A 26,231-nucleotide genomic window follows, 5' to 3' on the forward strand; every position below is an offset into this window, starting at 1 on the left:
TCGACTACTGCTGCTCGTCCGACTGGAACCAGTCCATGCCGCGGATAATCTCCATTGTTTCTTTCCGCACTTCTGGATCAAGGCGGCGCAGATACAGCACACCGTCCAAATGATCCGTCTCGTGCTGAATGCACCGGGCCAGCAAGCCACTGGCACTGATGGTCACCGGACGGCCCATCACATCAAAACCACGGGCGATCACGGAATCATGCCGCACAACTTCCGCCTGCACATCCGGGATAGACAGGCAGCCCTCCATACCAATCTGGACCAGATCACCCACTGGCTCCCACTCCGGGTTCACCAACGCGCCGCGCAGCCCATCGCAGTCATACACGAAGATGCGCTGGGCCAGACCAATCTGATTAGCGGCTAAGCCAACTCCACCAGCATCATCCATGGTTTCGAGCATGTCGGCGGCGAGGGTGGCCAGGGCGTCGTCGAAAAGCTCAATGCTTTGCGCTTCGGTATTGAGGATCGGATCACCGAAAATCCGGATGGGGCGAACTGTCATGGGCGCGAGTCTACCTAGGTGCGAGGGTGCCCTAGCCGATGTGCATCGGGTTGACCTGAATCCGCAGCGGCGCATCCTGCTTGCGCGTTGCCCGGTTCACATTCGCCGCGCGTAACGCCTTGCCCAACGCATTGCGGGATGACAGCGGCGTGCGAATAAGCACGCGCTGCGCCTCCCCCAACGTTGCGCGGTCCCACTCACCCGGCAGATCCATACCGGGCGGCAGATCAACCGGCCCAAGAATATCCACCTGATCAGGCAGATCAATGTGCTCCAAGAAATCAGTCAGCGCTTCACGCGGCGCATCGACGGCCGCCATATGAACCGCTGGCGGGAAGCGCACCTCGCGGCGGGCGGCCAGTTCCAACGCCGCGTGGCCAGGCGCGTCCCAACGAATGAAATGCTGCACGACGGGAAGGCTCGGATCCGCCACAACCACGACGTCCCCGCCTTTGCTATGCGGGGCAACAAGCGTGGCCGCCGCCATCCACTTGTGCATCGTCTCCTCTGTCGCACGCAGGTCAGGGCGCCCCAACAGCGCCCACGTATCCAGTAGGACCGCGGCACCGTACGTGCCACCGCCTTCAATGCGGGGCTCCGCACCCGGTGTAGCCACCACCACGGCGGCTTTATCCGGAATCTCTGCATGAATGCGCTCACCCCACGAAGAAATCACGGTGGCAGGGGCAAAAGCCCGTCCGAGTTCCTCAGCGGTGCGCTGCGTGCCGAGGACGACGGCTCGCAGACGGTGTGAACCGCACGAGGGACACGAATACGCACTATCAATCCGCCCACACCACCGGCAGGTGGGTGCTGCTGCTTCCCCACCACTGGGCAACCCCAACGGGCCATTACACGCACGGCAACGCGCCGGGGTGCGGCAGATACCGCAGGCCAACGCCTGGACATAACCCGCACGAGGAACCTGAAACAGCACGGGCTTGTTCTCCGCCAAGGCGCGGCGGGCCGCAGCAAAGGCAACAGAGGGCAAGCGCGCGGCACCGGCACGCGGGTCCCGCTGCAGCTCAAAATCACTGTCACCCGCTGCATGGATGTGCGGCGAGCGAGTGCGCAGCGCATTACGGGCGGCGACCAACGAGTGCATCCAGCCAGACTCCACCAGCAGTTGTGTCTCCGCTGTCCGGCCGTGGCCACCGATGATGAGGGAGGCTTTCTCCACTGCTGACCGCGTAGTCAACACCTCCCGCGCGTGGGTGTAGGGCGCGCGGGGATCCACCAGGGAATCGTCCCCGTCAAACATGACCACCGCCAGCTTCAGGTTGTTCACCGGCGCGAAAGCAGCAGACCGCGTCCCAATAACCAGCCGCCCCTGCCCATGCAACACCGACAAGAACCGGCTGTACCGTGCCTGCGGCCCAAGGGATGCCGTCAATGTGGTGATCTGCTTCGGGCCGACGTGTTCAGCCAGCGCCGCGGCCATCCGGTCCACGTCCTTCTGGTCGGGTAGGACGATGAGGGCCCCTCCACCGTCGATAGCAACCTTGGCTGCCAGTGCTGCGAGCGCTGCTGCCCAATCATCACCGGGGGCCACCTGCCATGCGGCGCGGGCGAGTGTCCCCGTGACCACAGCATCCACAAAGGACTCGCCGTACTCATAGGCACTCCACGCGGAAAGATCCGGCTCTTTAGCCTCCCCCTGGTCCTCCCACGGCGAGGTAGTGTCAGTCTGCTCCGCCTTCACGTGGCGCGGCGGAATAGCGGTGCGAAGAATATCCGAACGCACCGCCGCGTAACGGTCGGCCAAGTTATCCACCAGGCTCCGGATCTGCTCCGGATAGACAACCTCAGACGAAATCACACGCTCAATGAACCGGATCTTGCCTTCATGTTCGGATGTGGCCACGCGCTCCAACACAAGCGCATCCGCCAGCCGGCCAGCGAAACGAATGCGCACACGAACCCCCGGCTGCGCGGCTGCTGAATCTTCCTCGGTGACCAGGTAATCAAAAGGCCTATCTAAGTGCGGCAATCCAAGGAGCGGCAGCACGCGCACCACAGGGAGTTCGGCGGCGAGCGTTTCTGGCATGGGCATGATCCTAGCGGGCACCCACGACACCCCCTCCGTAGTTCGTTTTTTACCAAGGCAGAGGGCATAATCTATTCGTCTTATTTTCCTGTTTCTGCTTCACCGTCTGCCCATGCGCACCCGGTGCGACTTAGTTGGAGTCTGCGTTTAACTATGAAACGTTTGCTCACTTCGGGCGCCGTTGCTGTTCTCACTGCACTGTCCATGCTTGCCGGCACGGCCACGTCTCATGCTGAGCCCAAGGCAATGTTGGTGGGCACGGGTTCGGGTGTGTCACACCCCCTGGATCAGGACCCGGCGCCATCGTTCCGCATTGGCCGGTCCCCTTTGCCGCTGAAGCTGAAGCCGATTGCCCCGCTGGTTCCGCCTGCCCCTGGGGAGATCAATGAGTTTGAGCAGGTATGGTGCGAAAACTGCGTGGCTATCACCTATGACGATGGCCCGGTGCCCAACACCAATGTGCTCTTGGACGTACTGAAGAAGAAGCGCGTCCACGCCTCTTTCTTCCTCATCGGCGGAAATGCCCAGGCCTATCCGGAGATTGTGAAGCGCCTGCATAACGAGGGGCACGACATTGGCAATCACACATTGAGCCACCCGCAGCTCACCGCGTTGAGCAATGCTCGCGTGGCGTACGAGATCGATTCCACAAATACGGCTATCAAAGAGGCCGGTGGACGTTACCCGAAGTGGATGCGCCCGCCTTACGGCGCGACCAATAACCGTGTTGCTTCCGTCATCGGCTCCCGCGACCAGGCAGTTGCCCTCTGGGATGTGGACACGGTTGACTGGCGCCACCGCAGCACGGCAAAGACATGTTCAATCGCCGTTGCCAATGCGCAAGCAGGCTCCATCATCCTCATGCACGATATTCACCCAAGCACCGTCAATGCGGCCGAGTGCATTATCGACGGTCTTCGGGCCAAAGGCCTCCACCCCGTCAGCCTGGCAGAGCTGTTTGAGGCTCCTAAAGCAGGTGTCACGTACAACTCTGCCAACGATGGCTCACACCACTAAGCACCGTCCACGGAACACACAGATCTGTTTGTTAGGTTTGTCACTATGCCAAGCACTCAGGATATCCCCGCCGACGCTGAAACAGACGAGCAGCCAAACCGGTCAGGCTGGCAGAAAGCAACGCCGGTCATCATGGTGCTGGCGTATGTGTTAGTCCCCCTGATTCTCATTCCCGCTTTCGGCTCCGATAAAGCTCTCATCCCGGTTCTGGTTTTTCTTTTTGGAAATGCTGCCGTCGCCGGCTTTATCGACGGATGGACGTTCCGCGACACGTTCTCCTTACCCATTCTCGCTGGTGTGGGGTTCTGGCTGGCCAAAGTGCTCTACTTCAATGACGGCACTTTCCTCTATGCACTGGGCTGCGCAGCGACAGCTGCCATCGCTATGTTCGCTGGACAGGCTTTGAGTAAAGAACCGCAGGTGAGCGCCTAAGTATGGACCGTCAAGAACACTGCGCCAACGACTCGTGTGTAGAGGTATGGTCCCTGCATCATCCCCGCTATGGACTCATTGAAATTCGCACGGGTTTTGATCCTGATTTCGCCCGCATCCACGACGATTGGCCGGGCGAGGAAAGAGCTGGCCACCATCTGACTGCCGAAAGCTCTTTGAAAGAGCGCATCAACGCCCGCCGAACTAACCCGCAAACGCGGGTTGAGATCCTGGTGGAAGGCGTACCCCAATACCGCTTTGACCAGCTTGAGTCGGGTCGGTACAGCGTGTTTTCCATAAAGGCCCCACACAAGCTCGAGCCGATGATCTCCCTGGGCGTGGACCGCTCCAAGCCTCACGTGAAAATTGTGGCTAGCCCCTTTAAGGAAATCTTGCACGTGGATTTCCGCGAGGGTTCGTCCGTCGTTGAATTTGATCCGCCACAGGGTTCGCGGGGCGAGAAACGCAGACAGTCAATGGAGTCCAGCTCGTTTCGGCGCACGGCAATCCCCATCGTCGAAGGGATCGGCAAGGGCGGGTGGGCGCTTCTCCTGTTGGTGCTCGGCCCGATTCTGTCCCGCTTTCTCGATTGGCTGCTTCAATTCGTGCCAGATTGGGAACTGCCGGATATCACCTTGCCACACCTCGATCTGCCTGTGCCGCAACTTCCGCAGCTGACATTGCCCACGCCGAACATCAGGTTCCCAGACATCCCCTTGCCTGAGATCCCCGAGTGGGTTGCGCTGCTAGCTGAGTACTCCAAAATCTGGGTGCCTGTGCTCATCGGCATCGCGGTCGGGATCATTGCGCTGCGCAATCACCGCAAATCAGAGGCCGAAAAAGAAAAGTGGGCCGAGCAAGAAAGCGTCGAAAAGCTTTCCGACGACACCCGGCCCCTTACGCAGTAAGCCTTAAAGTCCTGCCGCCGCACGCAGGTCGTCGACCTTATTGGTCTCCTCCCACGGGAATGCAACATCGGTGCGACCGAAGTGACCGTATGCAGACGTTGCGGAGTAGATCGGGCGCAGCAGATCCAGCTCGCGAATGATGGCTGCTGGGCGCAGGTCAAAGACCTTGTCCACTGCCTGCTGGATCGACTCATTGGTCAGGCCCTCGGCGGCGGTGCCAAAGGTTTCCACATAGAGGCCCACCGGCGTTGCGCGGCCAATGGCGTATGCAACCTGCACCTCAACGCGACGTGCAAGGCCGGCAGCGACAATGTTCTTGGCCACCCAACGCATCGCGTATGCAGCGGAGCGATCCACCTTCGACGGGTCCTTGCCGGAGAAGGCGCCACCACCGTGACGGGACATGCCGCCGTAGGTGTCCACGATGATCTTGCGGCCGGTCAGACCAGCGTCGCCCATCGGACCACCGAGCACGAAGGATCCGGACGGGTTGACCAGCAAGGTGGTGTCCTCGTTGTAGTACTGGCCCAGGCCAGCGTCCTCGATAACCCACTCCAGCACGTGCGTGCGCAGGGCATCCTCCAGCGCCTGTCCGGTGAAGTCCGGGTCGTGCTGGGAGGAGATCACCACGGTATCCAGGTAGACCGGCTTATCCCCGTCGTAGGCAAAGGTGACCTGGGTCTTGCCGTCTGGGCGCAGTCCCTGCACAATGCCCTCCTTGCGCACTTGCGTCAGGCGACGGGCCAAGCGGTGTGCCGTGGAAATCGGCAGCGGCATAAACTCCGGGGTCTCATTGGTGGCGTAACCGAACATCAGGCCCTGGTCACCAGCACCCGACTGGTCATCCTCACCAGTCGACTCGTTGGTGCGGACCTCAAGCGAATCGGTGACACCGTCCGAGATCTCAGCCGACTGGTCGCCGATCGCGATGTTCACGCCACAGGTGCGGCCATCAAAGCCGACCTCAGAAGAGGTAAAGCCGATTTCAACAAGCTTGTCACGCACAAGCTTGGCAATGTTGGAGTACGCCTGAGTGGTCACCTCGCCCACAACGTGGACCTGACCAGTGGTCACCATCGTTTCCACTGCCACGCGCGACAGCGGATCTTGGGCGAGCATGTCATCGAGGATGGTGTCCGAGATCGCGTCGCAGATCTTGTCCGGATGGCCTTCAGTGACGGATTCACTGGTGAACAGGCGGTAGAACGGGTCGGTCATGGGATTGCAGGTCCTTACAGGTGAGACGGCTGTCAAAAGAAATGCGCGCCGTTACGGCGGCTTTGCGCACCCAAGAATAGACCAAGCTGTCTAATTCTGTCGAATCGACTCTCCGGCACCGGAGGAGATTTTCTCAATCGCATCCCAGATTCGTGCTGCGACCACGTGTTTCGGCCCATCCGCGATGTCCTCAGTCGAGCCATCCGCACCGATCAACCAACCACTGTTGCGCAACTCACCAAACACTTTTCCGCCAGCCACAGAGTTCACCATGAGCATGTCCGCACCTTTGCGCTTAAGCTTCGCACGACCAAGCTCCAACGGATCATCAGTCTCCGCCGCGAAGCCCACGATCACCGCGGACGTCTCGCCGGCTTCTCGCTTTTCCGCGAGCCCCCTCAAAATGTCCGGGTTCTCCACCAAGTGCAACGTCGATAAGGCATCATCCGCCTGGCCCTTCTTGAGCTTGGACGTGGCCTCTGTCTCTGGGCGGTAATCCGCCACTGCTGCCGCCATGATCACAATGTCCGCATCCACTGCGGCTGCATCCACGGCGTCCTTCATGTCACGCGTGGACTGCACGCGCACGATCTTCGCTCCTGGTGGGGTGTCCAACTCATCGGTATCCCCCGCCACGATGGTCACGTCCGCGCCACGGTGCACCGCAATATCGGCCAACGCAAAACCTTGGCGGCCGGAGGAACGGTTGCCGATGAAGCGCACTGGGTCAATGTTCTCCTGCGTTCCGCCGGCGGAGATCACTACCTTTTTGCCTTTCAGCGTGCGGCCAAATTTCCCGGCTTCAACCACGGTGCGTGCCATTGCGGCAATCTGCGCTGCCTCCGGCAGGCGGCCCGGACCAGTATCTGTACCGGTCAGTCGCCCATGGGCAGGCTCCAGCACAATCACGCCGCGTCGACGCAGCGTTGCCACATTGTCCTGCGTTGCTGGGTTCTCCCACATCTCCGTGTGCATGGCCGGCGCCAGCACTACCGGGCAGGTGGCTACGAGAACCGTTGCGGTAAGCAGATCATTCGCCCGCCCAGCAGCGATGCGTGCAATGGTGTCCGCCGTCGCCGGCGCAATGACGATGAGGTCTGCTTCCTTACCCACGCGCACATGCTGGACTTCATCCACACGGCTGAACACACCGGTGTCTACCGGGTGGCCTGACAGCGCCTCAAACGTCGCTGCCCCGACAAAATTCAGCGCCGATGGCGTGGGCACAACACGAACACTATCGCCTGCTTCCGTGAACTCACGCACGAGGTGACACGCCTTGTATGCGGCAATCCCCCCGGAGACCCCCACCACAACGTTGAGGGGCTCCTTCACGTGTCCCTTTGCCTGTGCACCCACCCCGGTGCCCTCAGCAGTGTCCAGAGTCTTTGCTGCCTTTTCGCTCATGGCCACCGAGCTTACCCGCCACCACGAACGCGGCACCTTCACCGTTGCTGCTTATCGACGTGGCTCCCTCACCCACGCACCAATCACCCCCGGCACCACTTCCGGTGCCTCCCCCAACAACGCCTTCAAGTTCCCTTCGCGTTCCACCGCCGACGTCACCGCCTGCACACGCCCCCGCTTCTGCTGGCCACCACGCCCAGCACCCGCCGCCGGCCCAACACCGTAGCCACCACCATGAACACCACCGGCACCAACCATCGCACCGCCTGCTCGCGGACCAGCACCTGATCCACCCGCGACCACGCCACCAGAACCAGCCCCGGCTCCAGTTCCAGCACCAGCCCCCACACCAGTACCACCGCTTGGCAACGCTCCCGGCACAGCGCCAGAACCAAAGCCAGCACCGCCGCCGAACCCAGCACCAGCACCGAAGCCGGCGCCGCCACGGAAGCCACCGCCACCGCGCCCAGCAAACGGCATCGGACCACCAAAACCACCGAAGGAACCGGCAGCACCCGGCGAACCAAAACCGCCGCCAACACCCGATACACCACCCGCCGGTGACACCAACCCAGCGCCGCCGACACCACCGGCACCACCAAGACCACCAGCCATTGGCGCACCTCCAAGCGCACCTGCCGGCGGCAGTGTCGGCGCCATCGCACTAGCTACCTGCGTTGGGGTCGCACCGGATGTAATCAGATCCAGCATCTCCGGATTGGGCCGGCCCACCTGCTCCACGATCTCCGCCGGCGTCGTCGCGTGCGCCAAATCCTTCCACCCAGCATCCGTTAACGCCTGGCTCACTACCTTCGGCAAAGCCTGCTTCACAAACTCTGGAATGCGTGTACCCGTGTCACCTTCATCCATGAGTCCACCATTGACTGAGTTCATCTCTCGCAGCAATTGGTTGAACGTGGGCACCACGGGAAGCAATTCCGCTGTCAGCTGTGGACCATAAGCGCTCAAATAAGCTTCTTCCAACCCCTTGGACACAATCGGATCCACCGCCGCACGCACGATTCCTAGAACAGCCGCCGCCTGAATCCCACTCGCTTCCGTCAGTGTCACCAGCCCTGCCGTCTGTGTGCCGAGGATCTGCGAATGCGCTGCGTATTGAGTAGCCAGCATCCTGATCATGTCGATGTGCTTCATCGCATGACCGACCGACTCTGTCTCAGCCGAACCTGCCAACAGCCCCATTGCCTCAGGCACAAGAGCGAATGCCTCTGCGATTGCCGACGCTGTTGTAGTCCAGTTCGCCGAAATCCCCGTCATCGTTGGCACATCCGTCGCCGCCAATTGCGCCACCAACTGCTCCAAACCCAACGGCCTCCCAGCAGTTGGCGTCACAACATTAAACGGATTGATCTTTGGTTGCTCTGGCGTAGTCGTCTGCACCGCCCCAGCAGAACCGGTACCAGGCGATCGGAACGTATCCGCAATTCCCCCATCAGCACTAACGAACCCATCCACCTGCTCCCGCAATAATCCAGAAGCATTGGATAGAAACATCGCCAACCCACGAGTTGCTTCAGGCTGACTCACACCACTAATCGCTTGGTGCATCTCCCCTGCCTGGTCAAGCCCGGAGACAGCAGAGTAAACACCCAATCCTCTGAGGTCTCCGAAAGCAAGGTGACTCTTTAACTGCTGAGACGCAGATTCAAGCAAACCCGCCCCCTGCTGAACAGAGCTAACGTCCAAGTACATCCCCATTTTTATCCCCCCGATTGTTTACTTAGATTCTGTAAAGGTCTTCCATAATCTGAACCGCGGACTCACACAGTGCGTCGAAACTACGCGGCTCAAAATCTTGATTTACCGCCACCGAGAATTGACCTCGGACCGTATCGACTGCTGCCACACAGCTAAAACCTGTTGCTCCGACTCCTTGATACGTCAAAAGCCCTGGAACAATGCCGGATGCCGACCGGCTGATTATTGCTCCTTCATCTCTCTCTAACTGATCTCGAGTAACAGGAGTAGATCCAACCGCATATCCCTTGTGAACATCTCCACCGACAAGACCGCATCCGACTTTGCCGCCATCACTTAAGCTTTGGCTACCTACCGTCGAGAACCCAACCGTCGCGAACTCCTCAGCGGAGATCTCCTTGCAAGGATCGAAGAGGTTGTCCTTGATGGCTTCGTAGTCGAAGTCGCCGAGGGGCAGGTCGCCGCTGGCGAAGTGGAAGGCGGGTGCGTCGGAGTCGATGGACTCGTTGAGGTCGTTGGACTCGTGGGCTTTGTCTGCGGCCTCAATGGTTGCCATGGGCTCGGCGAGCTCCGCGGTGTTGTTTGTCTCGTATGGAACGAGAGAGCAGCCGGTCAGTGTCGTGACCAACATGACCCCCGTGATGAAGGAGAAGCTCCTGTGCTTCATGTCCGCCTACCCCCGATTCCTAGGTGGATCCTCACATCTTCGTTTGGCCCCGGCACTGACCGGCTGCCCTTTGAATATTGCACGGATCACAGCGCAGTGGAACAGAAAATTGACCACTTAAGTGGACATTGCCTAACCAATTGCTGTGACCTGCCCTTTTGCCTTAGAATTACCTGTGTGTAACCTAAGAAAAATACCCCTTTGTGGGGGTAAATAAATCTCATAGGGAAAGCATATAAGCACGTCAGGGCGTTACAGGCCGCGGAAAGTTGGGGTGGGAGCCGTCGATAAGCAAGGCGATGCTCTCAGGAAGATGACCGTCGGTAAACGCGGCGAGAAGATTTCGCAATAAGAAAACGCGGGCCCCGGTTAAACCGGAGACCCGCGCTGACATGATGCGCTGAAACTGCGCTAGACCTTACTGGCCTTCCTCGTGCTCCAAGAGACCGTGCTCGATCTCACGCAGAGCGATAGACAGGGGCTTCTCCCCCTGCTGCGGGGTGACCAGGGGGCCGATGAACTCGAACACACCCTCGTCCTGCTCCTGGTAGTAGCTGTTGATCTGACGCGCGCGCTTAGCGGCGAAGATCGCGAGAGCGTACTTGGAGGAAACCTTGGTCAGCAGCTCATCAATAGGCGGTGCCGTGATGCCCTGAGGCGTGTCGTACACCCGCTCGTTGACATCGACATCAGCCGAAGTAGCCAGATCGTTGGTCACGTTGCTCACTCACACCTATTCATTGGTTGGACGATTAACGGACAGAAGAATATCACTAATCCCCGAAACTGCCTCATCCAGGTCGTTGTTCACGATGATCGTGTCAAACTCTTCCTGGGCGGCCAGCTCCTCGCGTGCTGTTTCCAGACGACGGTCAATGACTTCCTGTGTCTCTGTCGCGCGGCCAGTCAAACGCTCAACAAGCACTTCCCATGACGGCGGAGCAAGGAAAATCGTCGTTGCCTCCGGCATCATCATCTTGATGTTGCGTGCGCCTGCAAGATCCACCTCAACGAGGACAGGACGGCCGGCTTCCATTGCCTCACGCACCGGACCCGAAGGGGTGCCGGAACGCTGCAACCCACTGTGGATATCTGCCCATTCGAGCATCTCGCCCGCATCGATCTTGTCCTGGAATTCCTCAGGCGTGACAAAGAAATAATCCTTGCCATCAACCTCACCCGGACGCGGATCGCGCGTGGTCATGGAGACAGAGAAGTAAAGATCCTCAATCGTCTCCCGGAGGCGCTGCACCACAGTTGACTTACCAACAGCAGAAGGGCCAGCCAAAACAACAAGCCGACCCTTCTTATTCACGGTTGTCACCGATTAGTCCGCGAAGCCAAAACGCTCGAGGAGTGCACGGCGCTGACGCTCACCGAGGCCACGCAGGCGACGGGTCTGAGCGATCTCCAGCTCCTCCATGATCTCGCGTGCCTTGACCTTGCCAACCTTCGGCAGGGCCTCGAGGAGAGCGGAGACTTTGGTCTTACCGATGATCTCGTTGGACTCAGCCTTCTCGAGAACTTCCTTCAGGTTGGTCTCGCCGCGCTTCAGGGAAGCCTTGAGCTCTGCGCGCTGCTTACGTGCCTCTGCAGCCTTAGCCAGAGCTTCCTGGCGCTGCTCCGGGGTCAGTTGGGGAAGGGCCACTTCGGTTCCTCCATAAATCGTAGGGTTTATATGATTTTTGCCGGTCCAGCGTTTGAACCGACTCGACACTATAGACGCAGCTGCTTTGTTAATTACAACCGTGTTATTGGCCGATCGCGGTTCAGTTTAACACTGGGCCTTGCTTAACGCGGTGAGCACTACCTCGTTTCGGCATGTCATCGCGTCGACGGTTTCAACCTACCAGCAGTTTTAGGCTGTCCGCCAACTAGGGTCCGCTTACGCGGAAACAACCTGGTCTTTTGCGCGTTTACGCAGGTCTTCTACGTTAGGTCCAGCGGAAAGCACTGAGCGGGAAACATTCGGGAAAACAAGGTGACTGTTTTCCCCGGCAATACGTGCCACATCCTGCATCGTTGCACCTTGAGCACCGACACCCGGCATAAGCACGGGTGCGTTGAGGTGATCAAGCTGCGGCGGGTTTTTCACCGTCGCGCCAACCACAACCCCAACGTGACCGATGTGGTCAACACCACTGCTGGCAGTGTTGTACCGCGCGCACTCATCAACCATGTGCTGGGCGACAGTGCCACCGGTGCTCCCAAGCTGCTGCTCCTGGAAGGCCTCGGCCTCCGGGTTGGAGTTCGCAGCCATGATGAACACGCCACGGCCCTTCTCCCCTGCCACGTTGATGGCAGGGTCCAAAGAGCCGACGCCGAGGTACGGGGTGAGAGTGACGGCATCGCAGCACAGCGGTGACGCATCGTCGAGCCACGCGGCGGCATAGCCGGCCATGGTGGAGCCAATATCCCCACGCTTGGCATCAGCGACGATGAGGGAGCCACTGCCCTTGGCCGCAGCGATGACCTCCTCAAGCACCGCGAAGCCCTTTGAGCCGTAGCGTTCGAAGAACGCCACCTGTGGCTTAATCAGAGCAACGTGGCCAGCGAAGGCTTCCACGCAGCGCAGGGAGAACTCCCGCAGGCCATCTGCGTCGTTACTGAACCCCCAGGCAGCCAGAAGCTGCTCGTGCGGGTCAATGCCAACGCAGAGACGGCCATACTGCTCGCCCGCATCAACAAGGCGTGTCCCGAAGCCACACACAGTGCTTTCCTGGTTCATCTACTCCCCTGCCTGAACGCTGTGCTCGAGCTCCTGAAGGCTCGTCACAGTGATTTCATTAGTGCGGAGGGCCTCGATGCCCTGGACAGCGGCGGTGACGCCCTGCACCGTGGTCATGATCGGCACATTGGACACGACGGCTGCCGCACGGATGTCGTAGCCATCGTGGCGGGCACCAGCGGAGCCGGCTGGGGTGTTCAGCACCAAGTCCACTTCCCTATCCAGAATGCGCTCGACGATGGACTTGCCCTCCGCACCGGCGCGGACGGCGGAGGCCTTCAGTGCAACTTCACACTCAATGCCGTTGCGGCGCAGCATCTGGGCGGTGCCCTCGGTAGCCAGGACCTTGAAGCCCATGGTGGACAGGCGCTGGATCGGGAAAATCAGCGTGCGCTTGTCACGGTTAGCCAGGGACACGAAGACGGTGCCTTCGGTGGGCAGCTCACCGAAGGCGGCTGCCTCAGCCTTGGTGAAGGCAACACCGAAGGACGGTGCCAAGCCCATAACCTCACCTGTGGACTTCATTTCCGGGCCAAGGATGGTGTCCAGCACCGCACCGTCTGGGCGACGGAAGCGGGTGAACGGCAGGACTGCTTCCTTCACTGCGATCGGGTGCTCCAGCGGCAGGGAGCCACCGTCGTAGGTGGACGGGATAATGCCCTCCTCACGCAGCTCCGCGATGGTGGCGCCGAGCATGATGCGCGCTGCGGCCTTTGCCAGGTGCACGCCGGTGGCCTTGGACACGAACGGGACGGTGCGGGACGCACGCGGGTTCGCCTCGATGACGTAGAGGATGTCGTCCTTGAGGGCGAACTGCACGTTCATCAGGCCCTTGACACCGATGCCGTGTGCGAGCGCGGCAGCAGAGTTGCGGACCTTCTCAATGTCATCCGGGCCCAGCGTCATCGGCGGCAGAGCACAAGCAGAGTCACCGGAGTGAATACCGGCTTCCTCGATGTGCTCCATCACGCCACCGAGGTAGACATCCGTGCCGTCGCAGAGCACGTCCACGTCAATCTCAATGGCGTTGTCCAAGAAGCGGTCCACCAACACCGGGTGGTCCGGGGAGAGCTCGGTTGCGCGGTTGATGTAGTCGCGCAGGTTCTCCTCATCGTAGACGATCTCCATGCCGCGGCCACCCAGGACGTAGGACGGGCGCACGAGCACCGGGTAGCCAATGCGGTTGGCCACCTCGCGGGCACCTTCGAAGGAGGTTGCGGTGCCGTAAGCCGGGGCCGGCAGCTTGGCTGCTTCAAGCACCTTGCCGAACTCACCGCGGTCCTCAGCCATGTCAATGGCCTCCGGGGTGGTGCCCACGACAGGCACACCTGCGTCCGCAAGCTTCTGTGCAAGGCCGAGCGGGGTCTGGCCACCAAGCTGAACAATCACGCCAGCGACAGTGCCGGTGGCTTCCTCAGCGCGGTAGATCTCCATGACGTCCTCGAAGGTCAGCGGCTCAAAGTAGAGGCGATCTGCGGTGTCGTAGTCAGTGGAGACGGTCTCCGGGTTGCAGTTGACCATGACGGTCTCATACCCAACACGGGAGAGCTCGAGCGCTGCGTGAACACAGGAGTAGTCAAACTCAATGCCTTGACCAATGCGGTTCGGGCCGGAGCCGAGAATGATGACCTTCTGTCGCTCGCTTGCGACGCGCACTTCAGATTCTGCATTCGGGTCATACTCGTACGCCGAGTAGTGGTACGGGGTCTGTGCCTCGAATTCACCAGCACAGGTATCCACGGTCTTGTACACGGGGTGAATGCCCAGGGACCAGCGCAGAGAACGCACGCCGTCTTCGCCAGCGAGTTCGGGACGCAGTGCCGCGATCTGTGCGTCGGAAAGCCCGAAGACCTTGGCCTCGCGGAGGAGGTCGGCGTCGAGCACTGGTGCGTCGATAAGCTGCTGCCTGAAATCAATCAGTGCCTCAAGTTCAGCGAGGAACCACGGATCGATACCGCTGGCTTCATAGACCTGCTCGATCGTGGCGCCCAGGCGCAGGGCAAGCTCAACGTCGTAAAGGCGCTTGTCGGTGGGAACCTTGAGGTCCTCAAGCACAGCGTTAACGTCCGTTGCGCGCTCACCGGCGAAGTACTCATCCGGCTTGGTCCAGAAACCGTTCGGCTTGTCCTCCATGGAGCGCATGACCTTGTTCAGGCCCTGGATGTAGTTGCGGCCAATCCCCATGGCCTCACCCACTGCCTTCATGGAAGTGCCCAGGGTCTCGTCGGAGCCCGGGAACTTCTCAAAGGCGAAGCGCGGCATCTTCACAATCACGTAGTCCAGCGTCGGCTCGAAAGCAGCCGGGGTGACACCAGTGATGTCGTTCGTAATTTCGTCGAGGGTGTAGCCAATGGCCAGCTTCGAAGCGATCTTGGCAATCGGGAAACCCGTCGCCTTCGACGCGAGCGCGGAAGAGCGCGACACGCGCGGGTTCATCTCAATGGTGATGATGCGGCCGTCAACGGGGTTGACCGCGAACTGGATGTTGCAGCCACCGGTATCCACGCCAACTTCGCGGATAATCGCGATGCCCTGGTCGCGCATCGTCTGGAATTCGCGGTCCGTCAAGGTCAGTGCAGGCGCAACAGTCACGGAGTCACCGGTGTGCACGCCGAGTGCGTCGACGTTTTCGATGGAGGCGATGACCACGACGTTATCGTCGCCGTCACGCATGAGCTCCAGCTCGAATTCCTTCCAGCCGAGGATGGACTCCTCGATCAGCACATTCGCTTCCGGGCTGGCCTCAAGGCCGTCACCGGCGATACGCTCCAGATCTTCCATGGTGAAGGCAAGGCCGGAGCCCAGGCCACCCATGGTGAAGGACGGGCGAACAACGACCGGCAGGCCGAGCTCAGCGACGGTGTCCTTGACCTCGTCCATGTTGTAGCACACGCGGGAACGAGCCGACTCGCCGCCAATCTTGGCCACGATGTCCTTGAACTTCTGGCGGTCCTCACCACGCTCAATCGCGTCAATATTCGCACCGATGAGTTCAACATTGTGCTTGGCCAGGATACCCTGGCGGTCAAGCTGGATCGCAGCGTTCAGCGCGGTCTGACCACCCAGCGTGGCCAGGATGGCGTCAACCGGGTGCCCCTGCTCCGCCTCGCGGGCGAGGATCCGATCGATGTATTCCGGCTGGATCGGTTCCACATAGGTGTGGTCCGCGAACTCCGGGTCAGTCATGATCGTTGCCGGGTTGGAGTTGATCAGGGTGACGCGCAGTCCCTCTTCCTTGAGGACACGGCATGCCTGAGTACCCGAGTAGTCGAACTCGCAGGCCTGGCCGATGACAATCGGGCCGGAGCCGATGACCAGGACGTGGTTAATGTCTTCGCGTTTCATGGTTTTCCTTCCTGGTTAGTTCTGCTCGGATGCGTTCTTCGTTGCCTTGTGGTCATCCATGAGTGCCACAAACTGGTCGAAGAGGGGGTTCGCGTCGTGCGGGCCTGCCGCGGATTCCGGGTGGTACTGGACGGAGTAGGCCTTGCCGGACTGCAGGGCAACGCCTTCCACAACGCCATCGTTCAGGCACGTGTGCGTGACCAGCGCCGGGCCGAAGTCGGTGTCGAACGTCTTGCCGTCCTTCACGTCCTGGGGAGTGAAGCCCTCCGGGAGCTGGACTGCGAAGCCGTGGTTCTGGGAGGTGATGTCGATCTTGCCGGTCACGTGGTTCTTCACCGGGATGTTCACACCGCGGTGGCCGAACTTGAGCTTGTAGGTGTCCAGTCCGAGCGCACGGCCGAGGATCTGGTTACCAAAGCAGATGCCGAACAGCGGGGTGTCGCTGGCGATCACGTCGCGGGTGACAGCAACCATGTCATCGGCGGTCTTCGGGTCGCCCGGGCCGTTGGAGATGAACACGCCGTCTGGGTTGTGCTTCGCAATCTCAGCGAAGGAAGTGCCCGTCGGGACCACGATCGTTTCAATGCCGCGCTGCGCGAAGTGGCGCGGCGTCGCGGACTTAATGCCCATGTCGTACGCGACGACGGTGTACTTCTTCTCCCCCTCAGCCTCAATCACGTACGGCTGGTCGGTGGAGACCTCTGCCGACAGGTCCGCGCCCGACATCGCGGGTTGCTCGTTGACGCGCGCAACAAGCTTATCGACGTCACCGCGTGCTTCCTCACCCACGAACATCCCCGCGGCGATGGAACCGTAGTTGCGCAGGTGGCGGACCAGGGAGCGGGTGTCCACGCCGTGGATGCCCACGATGCCCTGGGAAATCATCTCGTCTTCGAGGCTGCGCTTCGCACGCCAGTTAGAAACGCGCTTGGCCAGGTCACGGATGACCAGGCCAGCCACCCAGATGCGGTTGTCGTGGGACTCATTGTCTTCATCGTTCCAGCCGGTGTTGCCAATCTGCGGGGCTGCAGCGACAACGATCTGGCGGTGGTAGGACGGGTCCGTCATCGTCTCCTGGTAGCCGGTCATGGCGGTGGTGAAAACTGCTTCACCGAAGACGGGCTCAGCGGTCTTCGCGCCGAAGGCGAAACCCGGGAACGTCGTGCCGTCGGCCAGGACCAGCACGGCGGGAATGCGGTCAGTGCTCATCAAAATTTCCTTCTTTGTCTCGTTCTGTTCTCGCGTTTAGTCAGCGCCGGCGTTTACTGCCCCGGCGCTTGTGCTGGTCAGTTCTTCTGGTTTTCCGTTACGTCGTAGGTCTGCTTCCCGCGCAGCCAGGTGGCGGCGACACGTGTGTTGAATTCGGAGCCCTCGTAGGGGGTGTTCTTCGACTTCGAAGCCATCGCTTCGCCAGCCGCAGTCCACGGTGAGTGCGTATCCACGAGCGTCAGGTTCGCCGGCTCACCCACCGCAATCGGACGACCGTGGTCGGACAGACGCAGGATCTCTGCCGGGCGCTCACTCATGACCTTGGCCACGAAGCGCCAGTCAGCCAGACCGGACTCTACGAAGATCTGGGCGATGATGGCCAAGGACGTTTCTAGGCCGATCATGCCGGGCTTCGCGTTTTCGAATTCGACGCACTTGTCTTCGGAACCGTGCGGTGCGTGATCGGTGGCCACGACGTCAATCGTGCCGTCCAAAAGCGCCTCGCGCAGCGCGAGCGTGTCCTTGTTCTCACGCAGCGGCGGGTTGACGCGGTAGACACCGTCGTAGGTTTCCAGCTTCTCGTCGGTGAGCAGCAGGTGGTGCGGGGTGACTTCAGCAGACACGTTGATCCCCTGCTCCTTCGCCCAGCGCAGCAAGGACACGGTGCCCTCGGTGGACGCGTGGCAGAGGTGGTAGCGGCCGCCGTAATCACGAGTCATGATCAGGTCGCGGGCGACGATGGATTCTTCCGCCACGCGCGGCCAGCCACGCAGACCCAGGCGGGCAGCGTTTTCGCCCTCGTGAGCGCAGGAGCCCTCGGTCATGCGGTGGTCCTCAGCGTGCTGTGCCAGCACAACGTCGTAGGCCTTCGCGTACTCGATGGCACGGCGCATGAGCTGCGGGTCGTTGACGCAGCGGCCGTCGTCGGAGAACATCCGCACGTGGCCACGGGACATCAGGCCAATCTCGGTGAGAGTGTCCCCACCCAGGCCCTTGGTGATGGAACCCACCGGGTACACATCGCACTTGCCGTATGCCTGGCCCTTTTCCCACACCGCGTCGGCGAGGAAGGGCTGGTCAATCACGGGCTGGGTATTCGCCATGGTGAACACCGCGGTGAAACCACCGGCAGCCGCGGCATCAGAACCGGTGGCGATGGTCTCCGTGTCCTCACGGCCCGGCTCACGCAGGTGCACGTGCACGTCCACAAGGCCCGGCAGTAGCACCTTGCCACCGCAGTCCACGACCTCAGAAGCATCGGTAAACGGTGAATCACCGATCGCCTCGATGACACCGGCGTCCACGTCGATGAGAATGTTCGTTTCGTCCTCGCCGTAAGGGCGGACGTTATTCAAAGCGAGTGTTGCCACTGCCCTACTCCTTTCCTTCCAGCGCATCATCACCGCTGGCTAGCAGGGTGAACAGCACCGCCATGCGGGTGTACACACCATTGGTCACCTGGTCCAGGACCACGGTGTTGTCGCGGTCAGCGACATCGAAGTTGATTTCCATGCCTCGCAGCATCGGCCCTGGGTGCATGATCAGGGTGTCAACACCAATCTTGTCGGCGCGGTCTTGGGAGAGCCCGTACAAGGTGGCGTATTCGCGGTGGGATGGGAAGAAGCCACCGTTCATGCGCTCAGCCTGGACGCGCAGCATCATCACCACTGCGGGCGACTCACTAGAGGCGAGTTCCGCATCGAAGTCATAGGCCACGCGGCACGGCCAGTTCTCCACACCAGTGGGCAGTAACGTCGGCGGTGCAACGAGCACGACCTCTGCTCCGAGCGTGGACAGCAGGTCCACGTTGGAACGCGCCACGCGGGAGTGCAGGATGTCACCGACGATGAGCACCTTCTTGCCTTCCACGGAGCCAATGTGCTGACGCATGGTCACGGCATCCAGCAGTGCCTGCGTCGGGTGCTGGTGGGATCCATCACCGGCGTTAATAATCGCCGCACCCGGCACCCACTCGCGCAGCAGGTTCGGTGCGCCGGAGGACGGGTGGCGCATGATGATCGCGTCCGCACCCACGGCCTTCAGGGTGGCGGCAGTGTCTTTGAGGGACTCGCCCTTCTTCACACTGGAACTAGAGGCCGACACGTTGATCACGTCCGCGCTCATCCACTTGCCCGCCGTCTCAAAAGAGGAACGGGTGCGGGTGGAGTTTTCATAGAACAGCGTGAAGATGGTGCGCCCGCGCAGGGTGGGCAGCTTCTTCATCTCACGGCCATCCAGGGCTTCACGGAAGCGGTCTGCCTCATCCATCAGCCCAATGATGTCCTCGCGGCTTAAATCCGCGATGCTGATCAGGTGCTTCATTCTTCCTCCCCCTCTTTCATCAGGAGGACGGCATCTTCACCGTCGATGGGAGTGAGCGTCACAGTGACGTCCTCACTCAGTGCCGTTGGGATGTTCTTGCCCACGTAGTCCGCGCGGATCGGCACGGCACGGTGGCCGCGGTCCACGAGGACAGCGAGCTGGATAATGTCGGGCCGGCCAATATCGCTCAAGGCGTCGAGTGCGGCGCGGATCGTGCGGCCGGAAAACAGCACATCATCAACGAGCACGATCGTCGCTCCGTTGATATCTCCTGGAATGTCCGTGGGCCTCAATGCACGGTGTGGGCGGCGGCGCAGATCATCGCGGTACAAGGTGACATCCAGGCTTCCAACGGGGACGTTCACCCCCGCGAATTCCTCAATCGCCGCGCCAATGCGCTGGGCCAAGGGCACTCCCCCAGATGGGATGCCCAACAGAATCACCGTTGGTGCACCAGGTGAATCGAGTGCTGTTTTCTCGATGATTTGGTGCGCGATGCGTGCAATCGTGCGCGAGACGTCACTAGCGTCAAGCAACTTCGTGGCACTCATCGAACCTCCTTTCCCGCCTCTCTGTGCGGAACTTAAAGGATGCTTCTTTCTAGCGCCTGCCAATGCTTGGTAGACACCCGCAACACTAGCACCTTTCCGCCCGCATTACCCCCTCATCACCTCCCACGTCACCTCCCACATAACCAACCTCACAAACTCACCCCCAAGCCCGAGCCCAACACAGGTAACCTTGGGTGCCATGACCACACCCAATGAGAACCCCACTCCGGAGCTCACCGAGGATGATCGTGTCCGCGAGGTCGGCCTCGCCGACATCGCTGCCGTGCTTGAGGGCGAGGGCTTGGAGTACCGCCTGGAAGAGCCCGTTGTTCGCACCGGCTTTATCAATGCCGCGATGGTGTTTACCTTCGATGACGGCAAGCTCGTCTTCGAGTCCGTGTGGCGTGGTGAGTTCGCGCCGGAGGATGCGTCTTCGCTGCTATACGCCACGAATGAGTACAACCAGTCGCATTTCACGCCGACTCTGCGTTTCTTCCAAAGTGCGGAAAACACCCTGGCCATCACCGGTATCCGGTCGCTTGATGTGAGCCGTGGCTTATCGACGAATCAGCTGGGCGCCTTCATCATCACCTCCATCAACGCAACCATGCAGGCTTTCAATTTCTTGGCTGAGTCTTTCCCAACAGCCGTGACGTGGGAGGAGAACTAAATTGACTACCGCTAATTCCACCCCCAGCCTGGTCACCATTGACCGCATCGTCGATGCTTTCGCCCAGTCCGGCGTGGGCATCACCGCTGATTCCACCGGCCGTGTGGCTCAGGGCAGCCACGACAACCTGGAACTCATGGTTGTTCTGCTCGACTCGGTGTTCATCGTCCGCGCTGATTCCGCCACGGACACTGCCGCCGACTCCCCTGATGCGAATTACTACCTGGCCGCCAATGAGGTGAATTCCACTCTCATCGGTGCCCGCGCCATCGTGGGTAACAAGTCAGACAACCTCATCATCCGCACTGAGGCCGAAGTTTCCGTCGCCGCCGGCATGACCGACGAGCAACTCCGCTCTGCTTCTGACAGCGCCGTGAAGGCTGTTGTCGACGCGCACAATGCGATGGTCGCCCTCGCCGAGCAGTTCCGCGAAGCCCAAGCCAAACTTGCCGACGACACCCCATAACTAGGAGGTCCCACCATGACCAATCCGACCAACCCCTACGGCAACTCCTACCCACCCCAGGAGCCACAGGACAACACGCCCCACGAAGCCCCGCCCTACGTCACCCCGCAGCAGCCACAGCAACAACCTCCGTACGGTCAACCGCAGCAACAGCTGCCGTCTGGTCAACCTCAGCAACAGCCGCCCTACGGGCAGCAACCGCCATACGCCCAGCCCAACCCGTATCAGTCGATGGACAAGAATGACTCTTCTACCGGCGGGATCTTGTCCACCCTTTTGGCCGTCTTCACGCTAAGCATCCCAGTTCTCATCCTGATCGCCGCCGTTGTCATCTTCATTTTCTGGTTGTCCCTTGCCGCTTCCATCCTGTGAGCGACAACTTCATGGGTGAGTCAGGCCTGAAGTCCTGATTCTCGGTCTATGGTGAATGGGTGACTTCTCCTACTGCTCTTCGCCTTGATCGCGCGACCATGCGCCGGAACCTGGACCAGTTCAAAGCTCGTTGGCGTCAGCGCCTGGACGAGTGGGAATCAGTTGGCCAGGGCGCCATTGAGAAGAAATACGCTCAGTCATTCTGGGCGGAACTCTTCGAGTGCTTTGGCATCACTGCGTCCCGCATGGATCTGTTTGAGCAGGACGCGCTGCGCGCATCGACTGGGCAGTCAGGCTATATCGACCTGTTCTGGCCCGGTGTTGTTATTGGTGAGGCGAAGAAGCCTGGCGTTGACCTCCAAGTCGCTGTGGACCAGGCACGTGACTATCTACTCGGCGGCACAATCAAGAATGCGGAGCAGCCCAGGTACATCATCGCGAGTGACTTTGAGTCGATCCGCCTCGTCCGTCTCGGCGCGCCGGAGAAGCGCTTTGACGTCACGTTCCAGCTCAGCGAAGTCACTGACTATGTGGATCAGCTGAAGTTCCTGGCCGGCTATGAGGAAGAAACTACGGTCGAGGAACAGGCTGAAGCCTCCATCAAGGCTTCTCAGCTCATGGCTGACTTGTTCACCGCGATGGTGGGCGATGACGTGGATGAGAATGTCGGCGATGCCGCCCCAACGAACCCTGAGGACGAGGACGCCGCGATTCAAGAGACGTCGATGTACCTCACGCGCCTCCTGTTCCTTCTCTTCGGCGATGACGCTGGGCTGTGGGAGCAGGACCTCTTCTACCGCTTCGTTCTGGAGCACACCAACAGTGAGAACCTGGGCAGCCAACTCGCTGCGCTGTTTGAGGTCCTCAACACCCCCGAGTCCTCGCGCCGCCGCGTACCTGATTCGCTCGCGCGCTTCCCGTACGTCAACGGCGCCATCTTTGCTGAGACCATGTCCACCCAGTTCTTCACACCGGACATGCGCGACGCTCTCCTCAACGCATGCCGCTTCCAGTGGACTCAGATCAGCCCGGCGATCTTCGGCTCGATGTTCCAACTGGTCAAGTCGAAGGAAGCTCGCCGTGGCGATGGTGAGCACTACACCAGTGAGAAGAACATCCTCAAAACCATTGGCCCGCTCTTCCTCGACGAACTTCGCGACGAAGCCGATAAACTCATCCGCGCGAAGTCCACGCCAGTGACAAAACTGCGTCAGTTCCGCGACAGCCTCGCCGACATGGTCTTCTGCGAAACTTTCATGCCACGACGGATACAACCGCGCGCGAACCTCGTTTTGGTGGCGTGATTGGTTCACATGCAGAACCCCGCTCGCTATTGAACGTCAAATGTCTTCGACTGGTTCTCGCCGTTCTCGACCCAGTGAACGGTTAGTTTTGTGCCTGCGGTTCCCATCGAATAGAGGACTGGCACTTTCCAGCTGACCTCGGGTTCGAGTGTGATCGGCTGATTGTCCACAAGGAGTCTCATAAAGCCCGATGCGGCTTGGCCTTCGAAGGTCACCGACTCAGCAGCTAGATCACCCGTATTGGTAACTTCGTACCAGCGTTTGGTTTCATATTTCGCCTTACCGGACTTGTCGATTCCTGTTTGCAACCGCTCGCTGTTGGAGGCGACTCGGAACCTGACACCGACTGGAGTGTCTTTGCTCGCTGCCGTGGGATTATCCATTCTGGCCAAGTCATGCTCAATGGCTGCCCATATTTGGTTTTCAAGCTGGCGCGCATCGTCAAACTCGCCGAGCAGACCCCGCTCGCTTATTTCCTGCCTAAACTGACGAAGCCCGTCCAATTGAGAGGTGTCTACATCGTGCGGTAGTGGAGCTGTTGAGAAGTACAGGTGCACTGGCTTCCCGCTATTTACGGCACGCTCGATCTCTTCAACGGTTCCTGAAACCGCTTCGCGAGTGGGAGAACCAAGACGGCTACCGAACAACGCTACGACGATGTCGGCACCGTCGACCCCTTGTTCATTGATGATTGACTGTGGATGATCACCCAATAGGGGCACAGAGGCGCTTTCCCAACGCCATGGGAGTAGCACGATACTTCGCGTAGCAGCATTGCGGCTGTTCCATGAATGAATTGCGCTCTCAACGGCGTCACGAGCCTCAGGAACATCGGAAGGCGAAGCAACCAGCACACGTAAGACTGTTGCAGTAAAGCTCATGCCCAAATTCTAGTTGACTGCTTGCTTCTCCGGGGTGATGAGGATCCGACGGCGGGTATGGGTCTACGCGCCCTTTGATGGCTTGATAGCGACTACTTGGGTGCTGCCGTCGCGGAACTGAAAGGTGACATTGCCGCCGACGTCGACGGTGCCCTTATCGAGCAAAGCTACGCAAAGGTATGGGCTAAAAACCAACTGTTCAAAATCAAGGGTGGCGGTCTCCTGCCTGTAGTAGCGGTAGGCGGCTAGTCGGTTGCTCTTGTTCTGGATCTCGGCGACCACAGCAGCGTGCTCAGCTAAGGCTTAAGGGTCAAAAAGTGTGTCTGGCTCCGGCGTGTCGTGGGGTTAGATTTGGCCTTTTTGGATGCCGATTGAGTGGGTGTACTCGGTGTCGATACCGTTGTCGTAGAGGGCTGGTCGTCCGGTTTCGTGGTCGGCTTGGTTCTCGTTGTGGGTCAGGGGTGTAACTTTGGCGAGTTGGTCCTGGCCCCAATTGGACTGCCTGGCGATGTGTACTGGATCGTCAGGCAGTTCTGTTTTTAGGTAGAGCCACCAGTCCAGCATTCGGCGTTGGTGTTCTCCTGATCTACCGCGATGGGTTCTAGCTAGCAGTTTGAGTTGGGCGTTGATGCCACCTTCGAGGCTGTTTGTGGTGGATTTGATGCCCTCGGAGTTAAGCACGTCCTTCGGTGGCGTGAGGTAGGTAAACAGCAGGTTAGAACGCCATAGGTGGTTGAGGCTGTTGTAAGCGCTGCGCACATTGGCGTGTGTCCATGCGTCTTTCCATTTGCCTGTTTTTGGGTCTTTGAGCCTGGTCTTTTCGTTCATCCATGCTCGGTAGATGGTGGAGAATTCGTGTAGTTGGGCTCCCCATGTGGCGGCGTCGTCCAGGGTGGTGATGCGGGTCAGTTTCAGCGCTAGTTGGTAGATGGTGCGGCCAGCATCGGTGCGTGGTCGTGAGGTGGTGTAGCGGCGTACGACGCGTTGGGCATGCACGAGGCAGCGTTGGATTTTGGTTTCTGGCCAGCAGTTTTTGATCGCGGTTGCGGCTCCTTGGCCGCCGTCGATGACGACAATGAGAGGGGCTGGGATGCGTTCGAGGAGGCGTTGGTAGTCACGGATGGTTTCGTGTTTGCACCAGTGCCAGGCGATGACGTGGTCGAGTGTTGCTGCCACGATCAGGCAGCCGCCTGCGGTGTAGGTGCCGTCGAGGAAGATCTGGTCGTAGACCCGGCCCGTATGCCCGATGGTGGGATCCGGGACGTCGACGAGCCAGCACCAGCTAAACCGGCGTTTCATCGTGGCATGGCTGACGCCGTGGCGCTTTGCTACTGCTTCTATCGAAGTTGTCGTGGTGCAGTGGTCGATGAATTGGGCAAACACTGCAGCGTTGGTGATATCGCTTCGGCGTTTGACGCTGGATGCGCCGCAGACCTTACATCGCCATCGCACTGTTCCCTTGCTGGTGGTCCCGTTACGTTTCATGTCGCCGCCGCAGTGGCAGCGTGGTCGGTTCTTTGGCATTGGGTAACCGAACCACCGCTGCTTAGCACATTGCGCCAGCCACACCGTGGATTGAGCGACGATGGCCCAGATATACGCCTGCAGAGCATATACTTTTGGCGTTAATGCAGGTCACCTACTGGAAATCAGCCAATCCAGACACACTTTCTGACCCTTAAGCCCCAGCTGCTCCTAGCTATTCAGCTCGTGGCTGAGTGCTTCGAGTTCAGCACCGCCGGACATCTCACGGGTGAGTTCGTCCAGGGTGACCTGGTCGCGGGAGGCGTCGAGTTCCTGGCGGCCGAGTTTCAAGATGGTGAAGTGGTCGCCGACGAGGTACGCATGGTGGGGATTGTGCGTCACCAGCACGACGGCGACGCCGCGGTCACGGGCTTCAGCGATGAACTTCAGCACCACACCGGACTGCTTCACACCAAGGGCAGCAGTCGGCTCGTCGAGCACGACCACTCGGGCGCCGAAGTAGACAGCGCGTGCAATCGCGACGACCTGGCGTTGACCGCCGGACAGGTTGCCGGCTTCAACGTTCACGTCGGGGATGTCAATGCCCATCTCCAGTAGCTGTTCGGAGCAGATACGCTTCATCTCCTCCTGCTTCAGCGTGCCGAATGGGCCGGTCAGCTCCTGACCTAAGAAAAAGTTCCGCCACACGCTCAGCTCATCAACAATGGCGAGGTTTTGGTACACCGTCGCAATACCGGCATCCAGCGCATCGCGGGGGGATGTGAAGGTGACGGGTGAGCCGTCGATAAGCAATTGCCCACTCGTTGGTGCGTGCAAACCCGCAAGAATCTTGATGAGCGTTGACTTGCCCGCGCCATTATCGCCGAGCACACAGGTAACCTCGCCCGCGTTGATGGTGAGGTCCACTCCGCGCAGTGCGTCGAAGGTGCCGTACGACTTGGTGATGTCGCGCAATTCAATGATGGACAT

26 protein-coding genes are annotated in these 26,231 nt (G+C 60.1%); 7 read left to right on the forward strand and 19 right to left on the reverse strand.

Features of this window, described 5'->3' with window-relative positions:
- Window positions 1-4: 4 nt before the first annotated feature.
- Together def and L8U60_RS01135 are read right to left on the reverse strand one after the other, a co-directional pair.
- Window positions 5-514, reverse strand: coding sequence for a peptide deformylase (gene def, locus L8U60_RS01130; RefSeq protein WP_269964542.1), 510 nt, complete (start codon window positions 512-514; stop codon window positions 5-7).
- Window positions 515-545: 31 nt separating this feature from the next.
- Window positions 546-2,567 (reverse strand): primosomal protein N', encoded by a 2,022-nt coding sequence (locus L8U60_RS01135; protein WP_420840131.1) that lies wholly within the window; start codon window positions 2,565-2,567, stop codon window positions 546-548.
- 147 nt (window positions 2,568-2,714) lie between these two features.
- Here L8U60_RS01135 and L8U60_RS01140 point away from each other — a divergent pair, with 147 nt between their 5' ends.
- From L8U60_RS01140 to L8U60_RS01150, 3 genes are read left to right on the forward strand one after another with little or no spacing between them, the layout of a single operon-like run.
- Complete coding sequence (locus L8U60_RS01140; RefSeq protein ID WP_269964544.1) at window positions 2,715-3,578, forward strand: polysaccharide deacetylase family protein; 864 nt, start codon at window positions 2,715-2,717, stop codon at window positions 3,576-3,578.
- A 45-nt stretch (window positions 3,579-3,623) separates the two neighbouring features.
- Window positions 3,624-4,010, forward strand: a complete 387-nt coding sequence (locus L8U60_RS01145; protein WP_269964545.1) for a hypothetical protein — start codon at window positions 3,624-3,626, stop codon at window positions 4,008-4,010.
- A gap of 2 nt (window positions 4,011-4,012) precedes the next feature.
- Window positions 4,013-4,918, forward strand: coding sequence for a hypothetical protein (locus tag L8U60_RS01150; protein ID WP_269964546.1), 906 nt, complete (start codon window positions 4,013-4,015; stop codon window positions 4,916-4,918).
- A gap of 3 nt (window positions 4,919-4,921) precedes the next feature.
- On the opposite strand, the gene metK is transcribed toward L8U60_RS01150, so the two are convergent.
- The 13 genes from metK to pyrR all read right to left on the reverse strand — a co-directional run bounded on the left by metK (window position 4,922) and on the right by pyrR (window position 20,084).
- On the reverse strand, window positions 4,922-6,136 hold the full coding sequence (gene metK / locus L8U60_RS01155) for a methionine adenosyltransferase (protein WP_269964547.1): 1,215 nt from the start codon (window positions 6,134-6,136) through the stop codon (window positions 4,922-4,924).
- A gap of 90 nt (window positions 6,137-6,226) precedes the next feature.
- Complete coding sequence (gene coaBC / locus L8U60_RS01160) at window positions 6,227-7,543, reverse strand: bifunctional phosphopantothenoylcysteine decarboxylase/phosphopantothenate--cysteine ligase CoaBC (RefSeq protein ID WP_269964548.1); 1,317 nt, start codon at window positions 7,541-7,543, stop codon at window positions 6,227-6,229.
- 51 nt (window positions 7,544-7,594) lie between these two features.
- The gene (locus L8U60_RS01165; RefSeq protein WP_269964549.1) at window positions 7,595-9,091 is read right to left on the reverse strand and encodes a hypothetical protein; all 1,497 of its coding nucleotides are present in this window, start codon (window positions 9,089-9,091) and stop codon (window positions 7,595-7,597) included.
- Between the two features lie 193 nt (window positions 9,092-9,284).
- Complete coding sequence (locus L8U60_RS01170) at window positions 9,285-9,929, reverse strand: DUF3558 family protein (protein ID WP_269964550.1); 645 nt, start codon at window positions 9,927-9,929, stop codon at window positions 9,285-9,287.
- 418 nt (window positions 9,930-10,347) lie between these two features.
- A complete protein-coding gene (rpoZ, locus tag L8U60_RS01175) occupies window positions 10,348-10,656 on the reverse strand; it encodes a DNA-directed RNA polymerase subunit omega (protein WP_269964551.1) in 309 nt (102 codons plus the stop codon).
- A 6-nt stretch (window positions 10,657-10,662) separates the two neighbouring features.
- Window positions 10,663-11,253 (reverse strand): guanylate kinase, encoded by a 591-nt coding sequence (gene gmk / locus L8U60_RS01180; protein WP_269964552.1) that lies wholly within the window; start codon window positions 11,251-11,253, stop codon window positions 10,663-10,665.
- A gap of 3 nt (window positions 11,254-11,256) precedes the next feature.
- The gene (gene mihF, locus L8U60_RS01185) at window positions 11,257-11,577 is read right to left on the reverse strand and encodes an integration host factor, actinobacterial type (protein WP_034663551.1); all 321 of its coding nucleotides are present in this window, start codon (window positions 11,575-11,577) and stop codon (window positions 11,257-11,259) included.
- Window positions 11,578-11,814: 237 nt separating this feature from the next.
- On the reverse strand, window positions 11,815-12,657 hold the full coding sequence (gene pyrF / locus L8U60_RS01190) for an orotidine-5'-phosphate decarboxylase (protein WP_269964553.1): 843 nt from the start codon (window positions 12,655-12,657) through the stop codon (window positions 11,815-11,817).
- Window positions 12,658-16,002 carry a carbamoyl-phosphate synthase large subunit gene (gene carB, locus L8U60_RS01195; protein ID WP_269964554.1) on the reverse strand — a complete coding sequence of 1,115 codons (3,345 nt, stop codon included), beginning with the start codon at window positions 16,000-16,002 and terminating at the stop codon, window positions 12,658-12,660.
- A gap of 15 nt (window positions 16,003-16,017) precedes the next feature.
- Window positions 16,018-17,211, reverse strand: coding sequence for a glutamine-hydrolyzing carbamoyl-phosphate synthase small subunit (carA, locus tag L8U60_RS01200; protein WP_269964555.1), 1,194 nt, complete (start codon window positions 17,209-17,211; stop codon window positions 16,018-16,020).
- Between the two features lie 77 nt (window positions 17,212-17,288).
- Entirely contained in the window at window positions 17,289-18,611 is a 1,323-nt protein-coding gene (locus L8U60_RS01205) for a dihydroorotase (RefSeq protein WP_420840132.1), read from the reverse strand.
- A complete protein-coding gene (locus L8U60_RS01210) occupies window positions 18,586-19,533 on the reverse strand; it encodes an aspartate carbamoyltransferase catalytic subunit (RefSeq protein WP_269964557.1) in 948 nt (315 codons plus the stop codon). Before L8U60_RS01210 ends, L8U60_RS01205 begins: the two co-directional genes overlap by 26 nt.
- Window positions 19,530-20,084: a bifunctional pyr operon transcriptional regulator/uracil phosphoribosyltransferase PyrR gene (pyrR, locus tag L8U60_RS01215; RefSeq protein WP_269964558.1), complete on the reverse strand. Its 555-nt coding sequence runs from the start codon at window positions 20,082-20,084 to the stop codon at window positions 19,530-19,532. The genes L8U60_RS01210 and pyrR overlap by 4 nt, the downstream gene beginning before the upstream one ends.
- Window positions 20,085-20,283: 199 nt before the next feature.
- On the opposite strand from pyrR, the gene L8U60_RS01220 reads away from it, so the two are divergent.
- The 4 genes from L8U60_RS01220 to L8U60_RS01235 are packed head-to-tail and all read left to right on the forward strand — an operon-like array spanning window position 20,284 to window position 22,896.
- Window positions 20,284-20,754 (forward strand): YbjN domain-containing protein, encoded by a 471-nt coding sequence (locus L8U60_RS01220; protein ID WP_269964559.1) that lies wholly within the window; start codon window positions 20,284-20,286, stop codon window positions 20,752-20,754.
- A 1-nt stretch (window position 20,755) separates the two neighbouring features.
- Window positions 20,756-21,220 carry a YbjN domain-containing protein gene (locus L8U60_RS01225; RefSeq protein ID WP_269964560.1) on the forward strand — a complete coding sequence of 155 codons (465 nt, stop codon included), beginning with the start codon at window positions 20,756-20,758 and terminating at the stop codon, window positions 21,218-21,220.
- Window positions 21,221-21,235: 15 nt separating this feature from the next.
- Window positions 21,236-21,592, forward strand: a complete 357-nt coding sequence (locus L8U60_RS01230; RefSeq protein WP_269964561.1) for a hypothetical protein — start codon at window positions 21,236-21,238, stop codon at window positions 21,590-21,592.
- A 59-nt stretch (window positions 21,593-21,651) separates the two neighbouring features.
- Window positions 21,652-22,896: a type IIL restriction-modification enzyme MmeI gene (locus L8U60_RS01235; protein ID WP_269964562.1), complete on the forward strand. Its 1,245-nt coding sequence runs from the start codon at window positions 21,652-21,654 to the stop codon at window positions 22,894-22,896.
- A gap of 26 nt (window positions 22,897-22,922) precedes the next feature.
- Here the strand turns inward: L8U60_RS01235 and L8U60_RS01240 are convergent, their stop codons facing one another.
- From L8U60_RS01240 to L8U60_RS01255, 4 genes are all read right to left on the reverse strand, one after another.
- Complete coding sequence (locus L8U60_RS01240; protein WP_269964563.1) at window positions 22,923-23,777, reverse strand: DUF4062 domain-containing protein; 855 nt, start codon at window positions 23,775-23,777, stop codon at window positions 22,923-22,925.
- A 63-nt stretch (window positions 23,778-23,840) separates the two neighbouring features.
- Window positions 23,841-24,059, reverse strand: coding sequence for a hypothetical protein (locus L8U60_RS01245; RefSeq protein WP_269964564.1), 219 nt, complete (start codon window positions 24,057-24,059; stop codon window positions 23,841-23,843).
- A gap of 63 nt (window positions 24,060-24,122) precedes the next feature.
- Window positions 24,123-25,301 carry an IS1249 family transposase gene (locus L8U60_RS01250; protein WP_269964565.1) on the reverse strand — a complete coding sequence of 393 codons (1,179 nt, stop codon included), beginning with the start codon at window positions 25,299-25,301 and terminating at the stop codon, window positions 24,123-24,125.
- Window positions 25,302-25,472: 171 nt separating this feature from the next.
- A complete protein-coding gene (locus L8U60_RS01255; protein WP_269964566.1) occupies window positions 25,473-26,231 on the reverse strand; it encodes an ATP-binding cassette domain-containing protein in 759 nt (252 codons plus the stop codon).

Origin of the sequence: Corynebacterium meitnerae, from assembly GCF_027570075.1 — a bacterium.
Taxonomy (GTDB): Bacteria; Actinomycetota; Actinomycetes; order Mycobacteriales; family Mycobacteriaceae; genus Corynebacterium; species Corynebacterium meitnerae.

Bases quoted from the DNA above. Each gene is read 5' to 3' on its own strand.
- L8U60_RS01250 (WP_269964565.1), bottom strand. From the start codon at position 25,301: ATGCCAAAGAACCGACCACGCTGCCACTGCGGCGGCGACATGAAACGT.
- L8U60_RS01255 (WP_269964566.1), bottom strand. From the start codon at position 26,231: ATGTCCATCATTGAATTGCGCGACATCACCAAGTCGTACGGCACCTTC.
- metK (WP_269964547.1), bottom strand. From the start codon at position 6,136: ATGACCGACCCGTTCTACCGCCTGTTCACCAGTGAATCCGTCACTGAA.
- L8U60_RS01240 (WP_269964563.1), bottom strand. From the start codon at position 23,777: ATGAGCTTTACTGCAACAGTCTTACGTGTGCTGGTTGCTTCGCCTTCC.
- L8U60_RS01135 (WP_420840131.1), bottom strand. From the start codon at position 2,567: ATGCCCATGCCAGAAACGCTCGCCGCCGAACTCCCTGTGGTGCGCGTG.
- L8U60_RS01210 (WP_269964557.1), bottom strand. From the start codon at position 19,533: ATGAAGCACCTGATCAGCATCGCGGATTTAAGCCGCGAGGACATCATT.
- L8U60_RS01205 (WP_420840132.1), bottom strand. From the start codon at position 18,611: ATGATGCGCTGGAAGGAAAGGAGTAGGGCAGTGGCAACACTCGCTTTG.
- L8U60_RS01140 (WP_269964544.1), top strand. From the start codon at position 2,715: ATGAAACGTTTGCTCACTTCGGGCGCCGTTGCTGTTCTCACTGCACTG.
- def (WP_269964542.1), bottom strand. From the start codon at position 514: ATGACAGTTCGCCCCATCCGGATTTTCGGTGATCCGATCCTCAATACC.
- pyrF (WP_269964553.1), bottom strand. From the start codon at position 12,657: ATGAACCAGGAAAGCACTGTGTGTGGCTTCGGGACACGCCTTGTTGAT.
- L8U60_RS01230 (WP_269964561.1), top strand. From the start codon at position 21,236: ATGACCAATCCGACCAACCCCTACGGCAACTCCTACCCACCCCAGGAG.
- pyrR (WP_269964558.1), bottom strand. From the start codon at position 20,084: ATGAGTGCCACGAAGTTGCTTGACGCTAGTGACGTCTCGCGCACGATT.
- L8U60_RS01170 (WP_269964550.1), bottom strand. From the start codon at position 9,929: ATGAAGCACAGGAGCTTCTCCTTCATCACGGGGGTCATGTTGGTCACG.
- L8U60_RS01145 (WP_269964545.1), top strand. From the start codon at position 3,624: ATGCCAAGCACTCAGGATATCCCCGCCGACGCTGAAACAGACGAGCAG.
- carA (WP_269964555.1), bottom strand. From the start codon at position 17,211: ATGAGCACTGACCGCATTCCCGCCGTGCTGGTCCTGGCCGACGGCACG.
- L8U60_RS01150 (WP_269964546.1), top strand. From the start codon at position 4,013: ATGGACCGTCAAGAACACTGCGCCAACGACTCGTGTGTAGAGGTATGG.
- carB (WP_269964554.1), bottom strand. From the start codon at position 16,002: ATGAAACGCGAAGACATTAACCACGTCCTGGTCATCGGCTCCGGCCCG.
- L8U60_RS01220 (WP_269964559.1), top strand. From the start codon at position 20,284: ATGACCACACCCAATGAGAACCCCACTCCGGAGCTCACCGAGGATGAT.
- coaBC (WP_269964548.1), bottom strand. From the start codon at position 7,543: ATGAGCGAAAAGGCAGCAAAGACTCTGGACACTGCTGAGGGCACCGGG.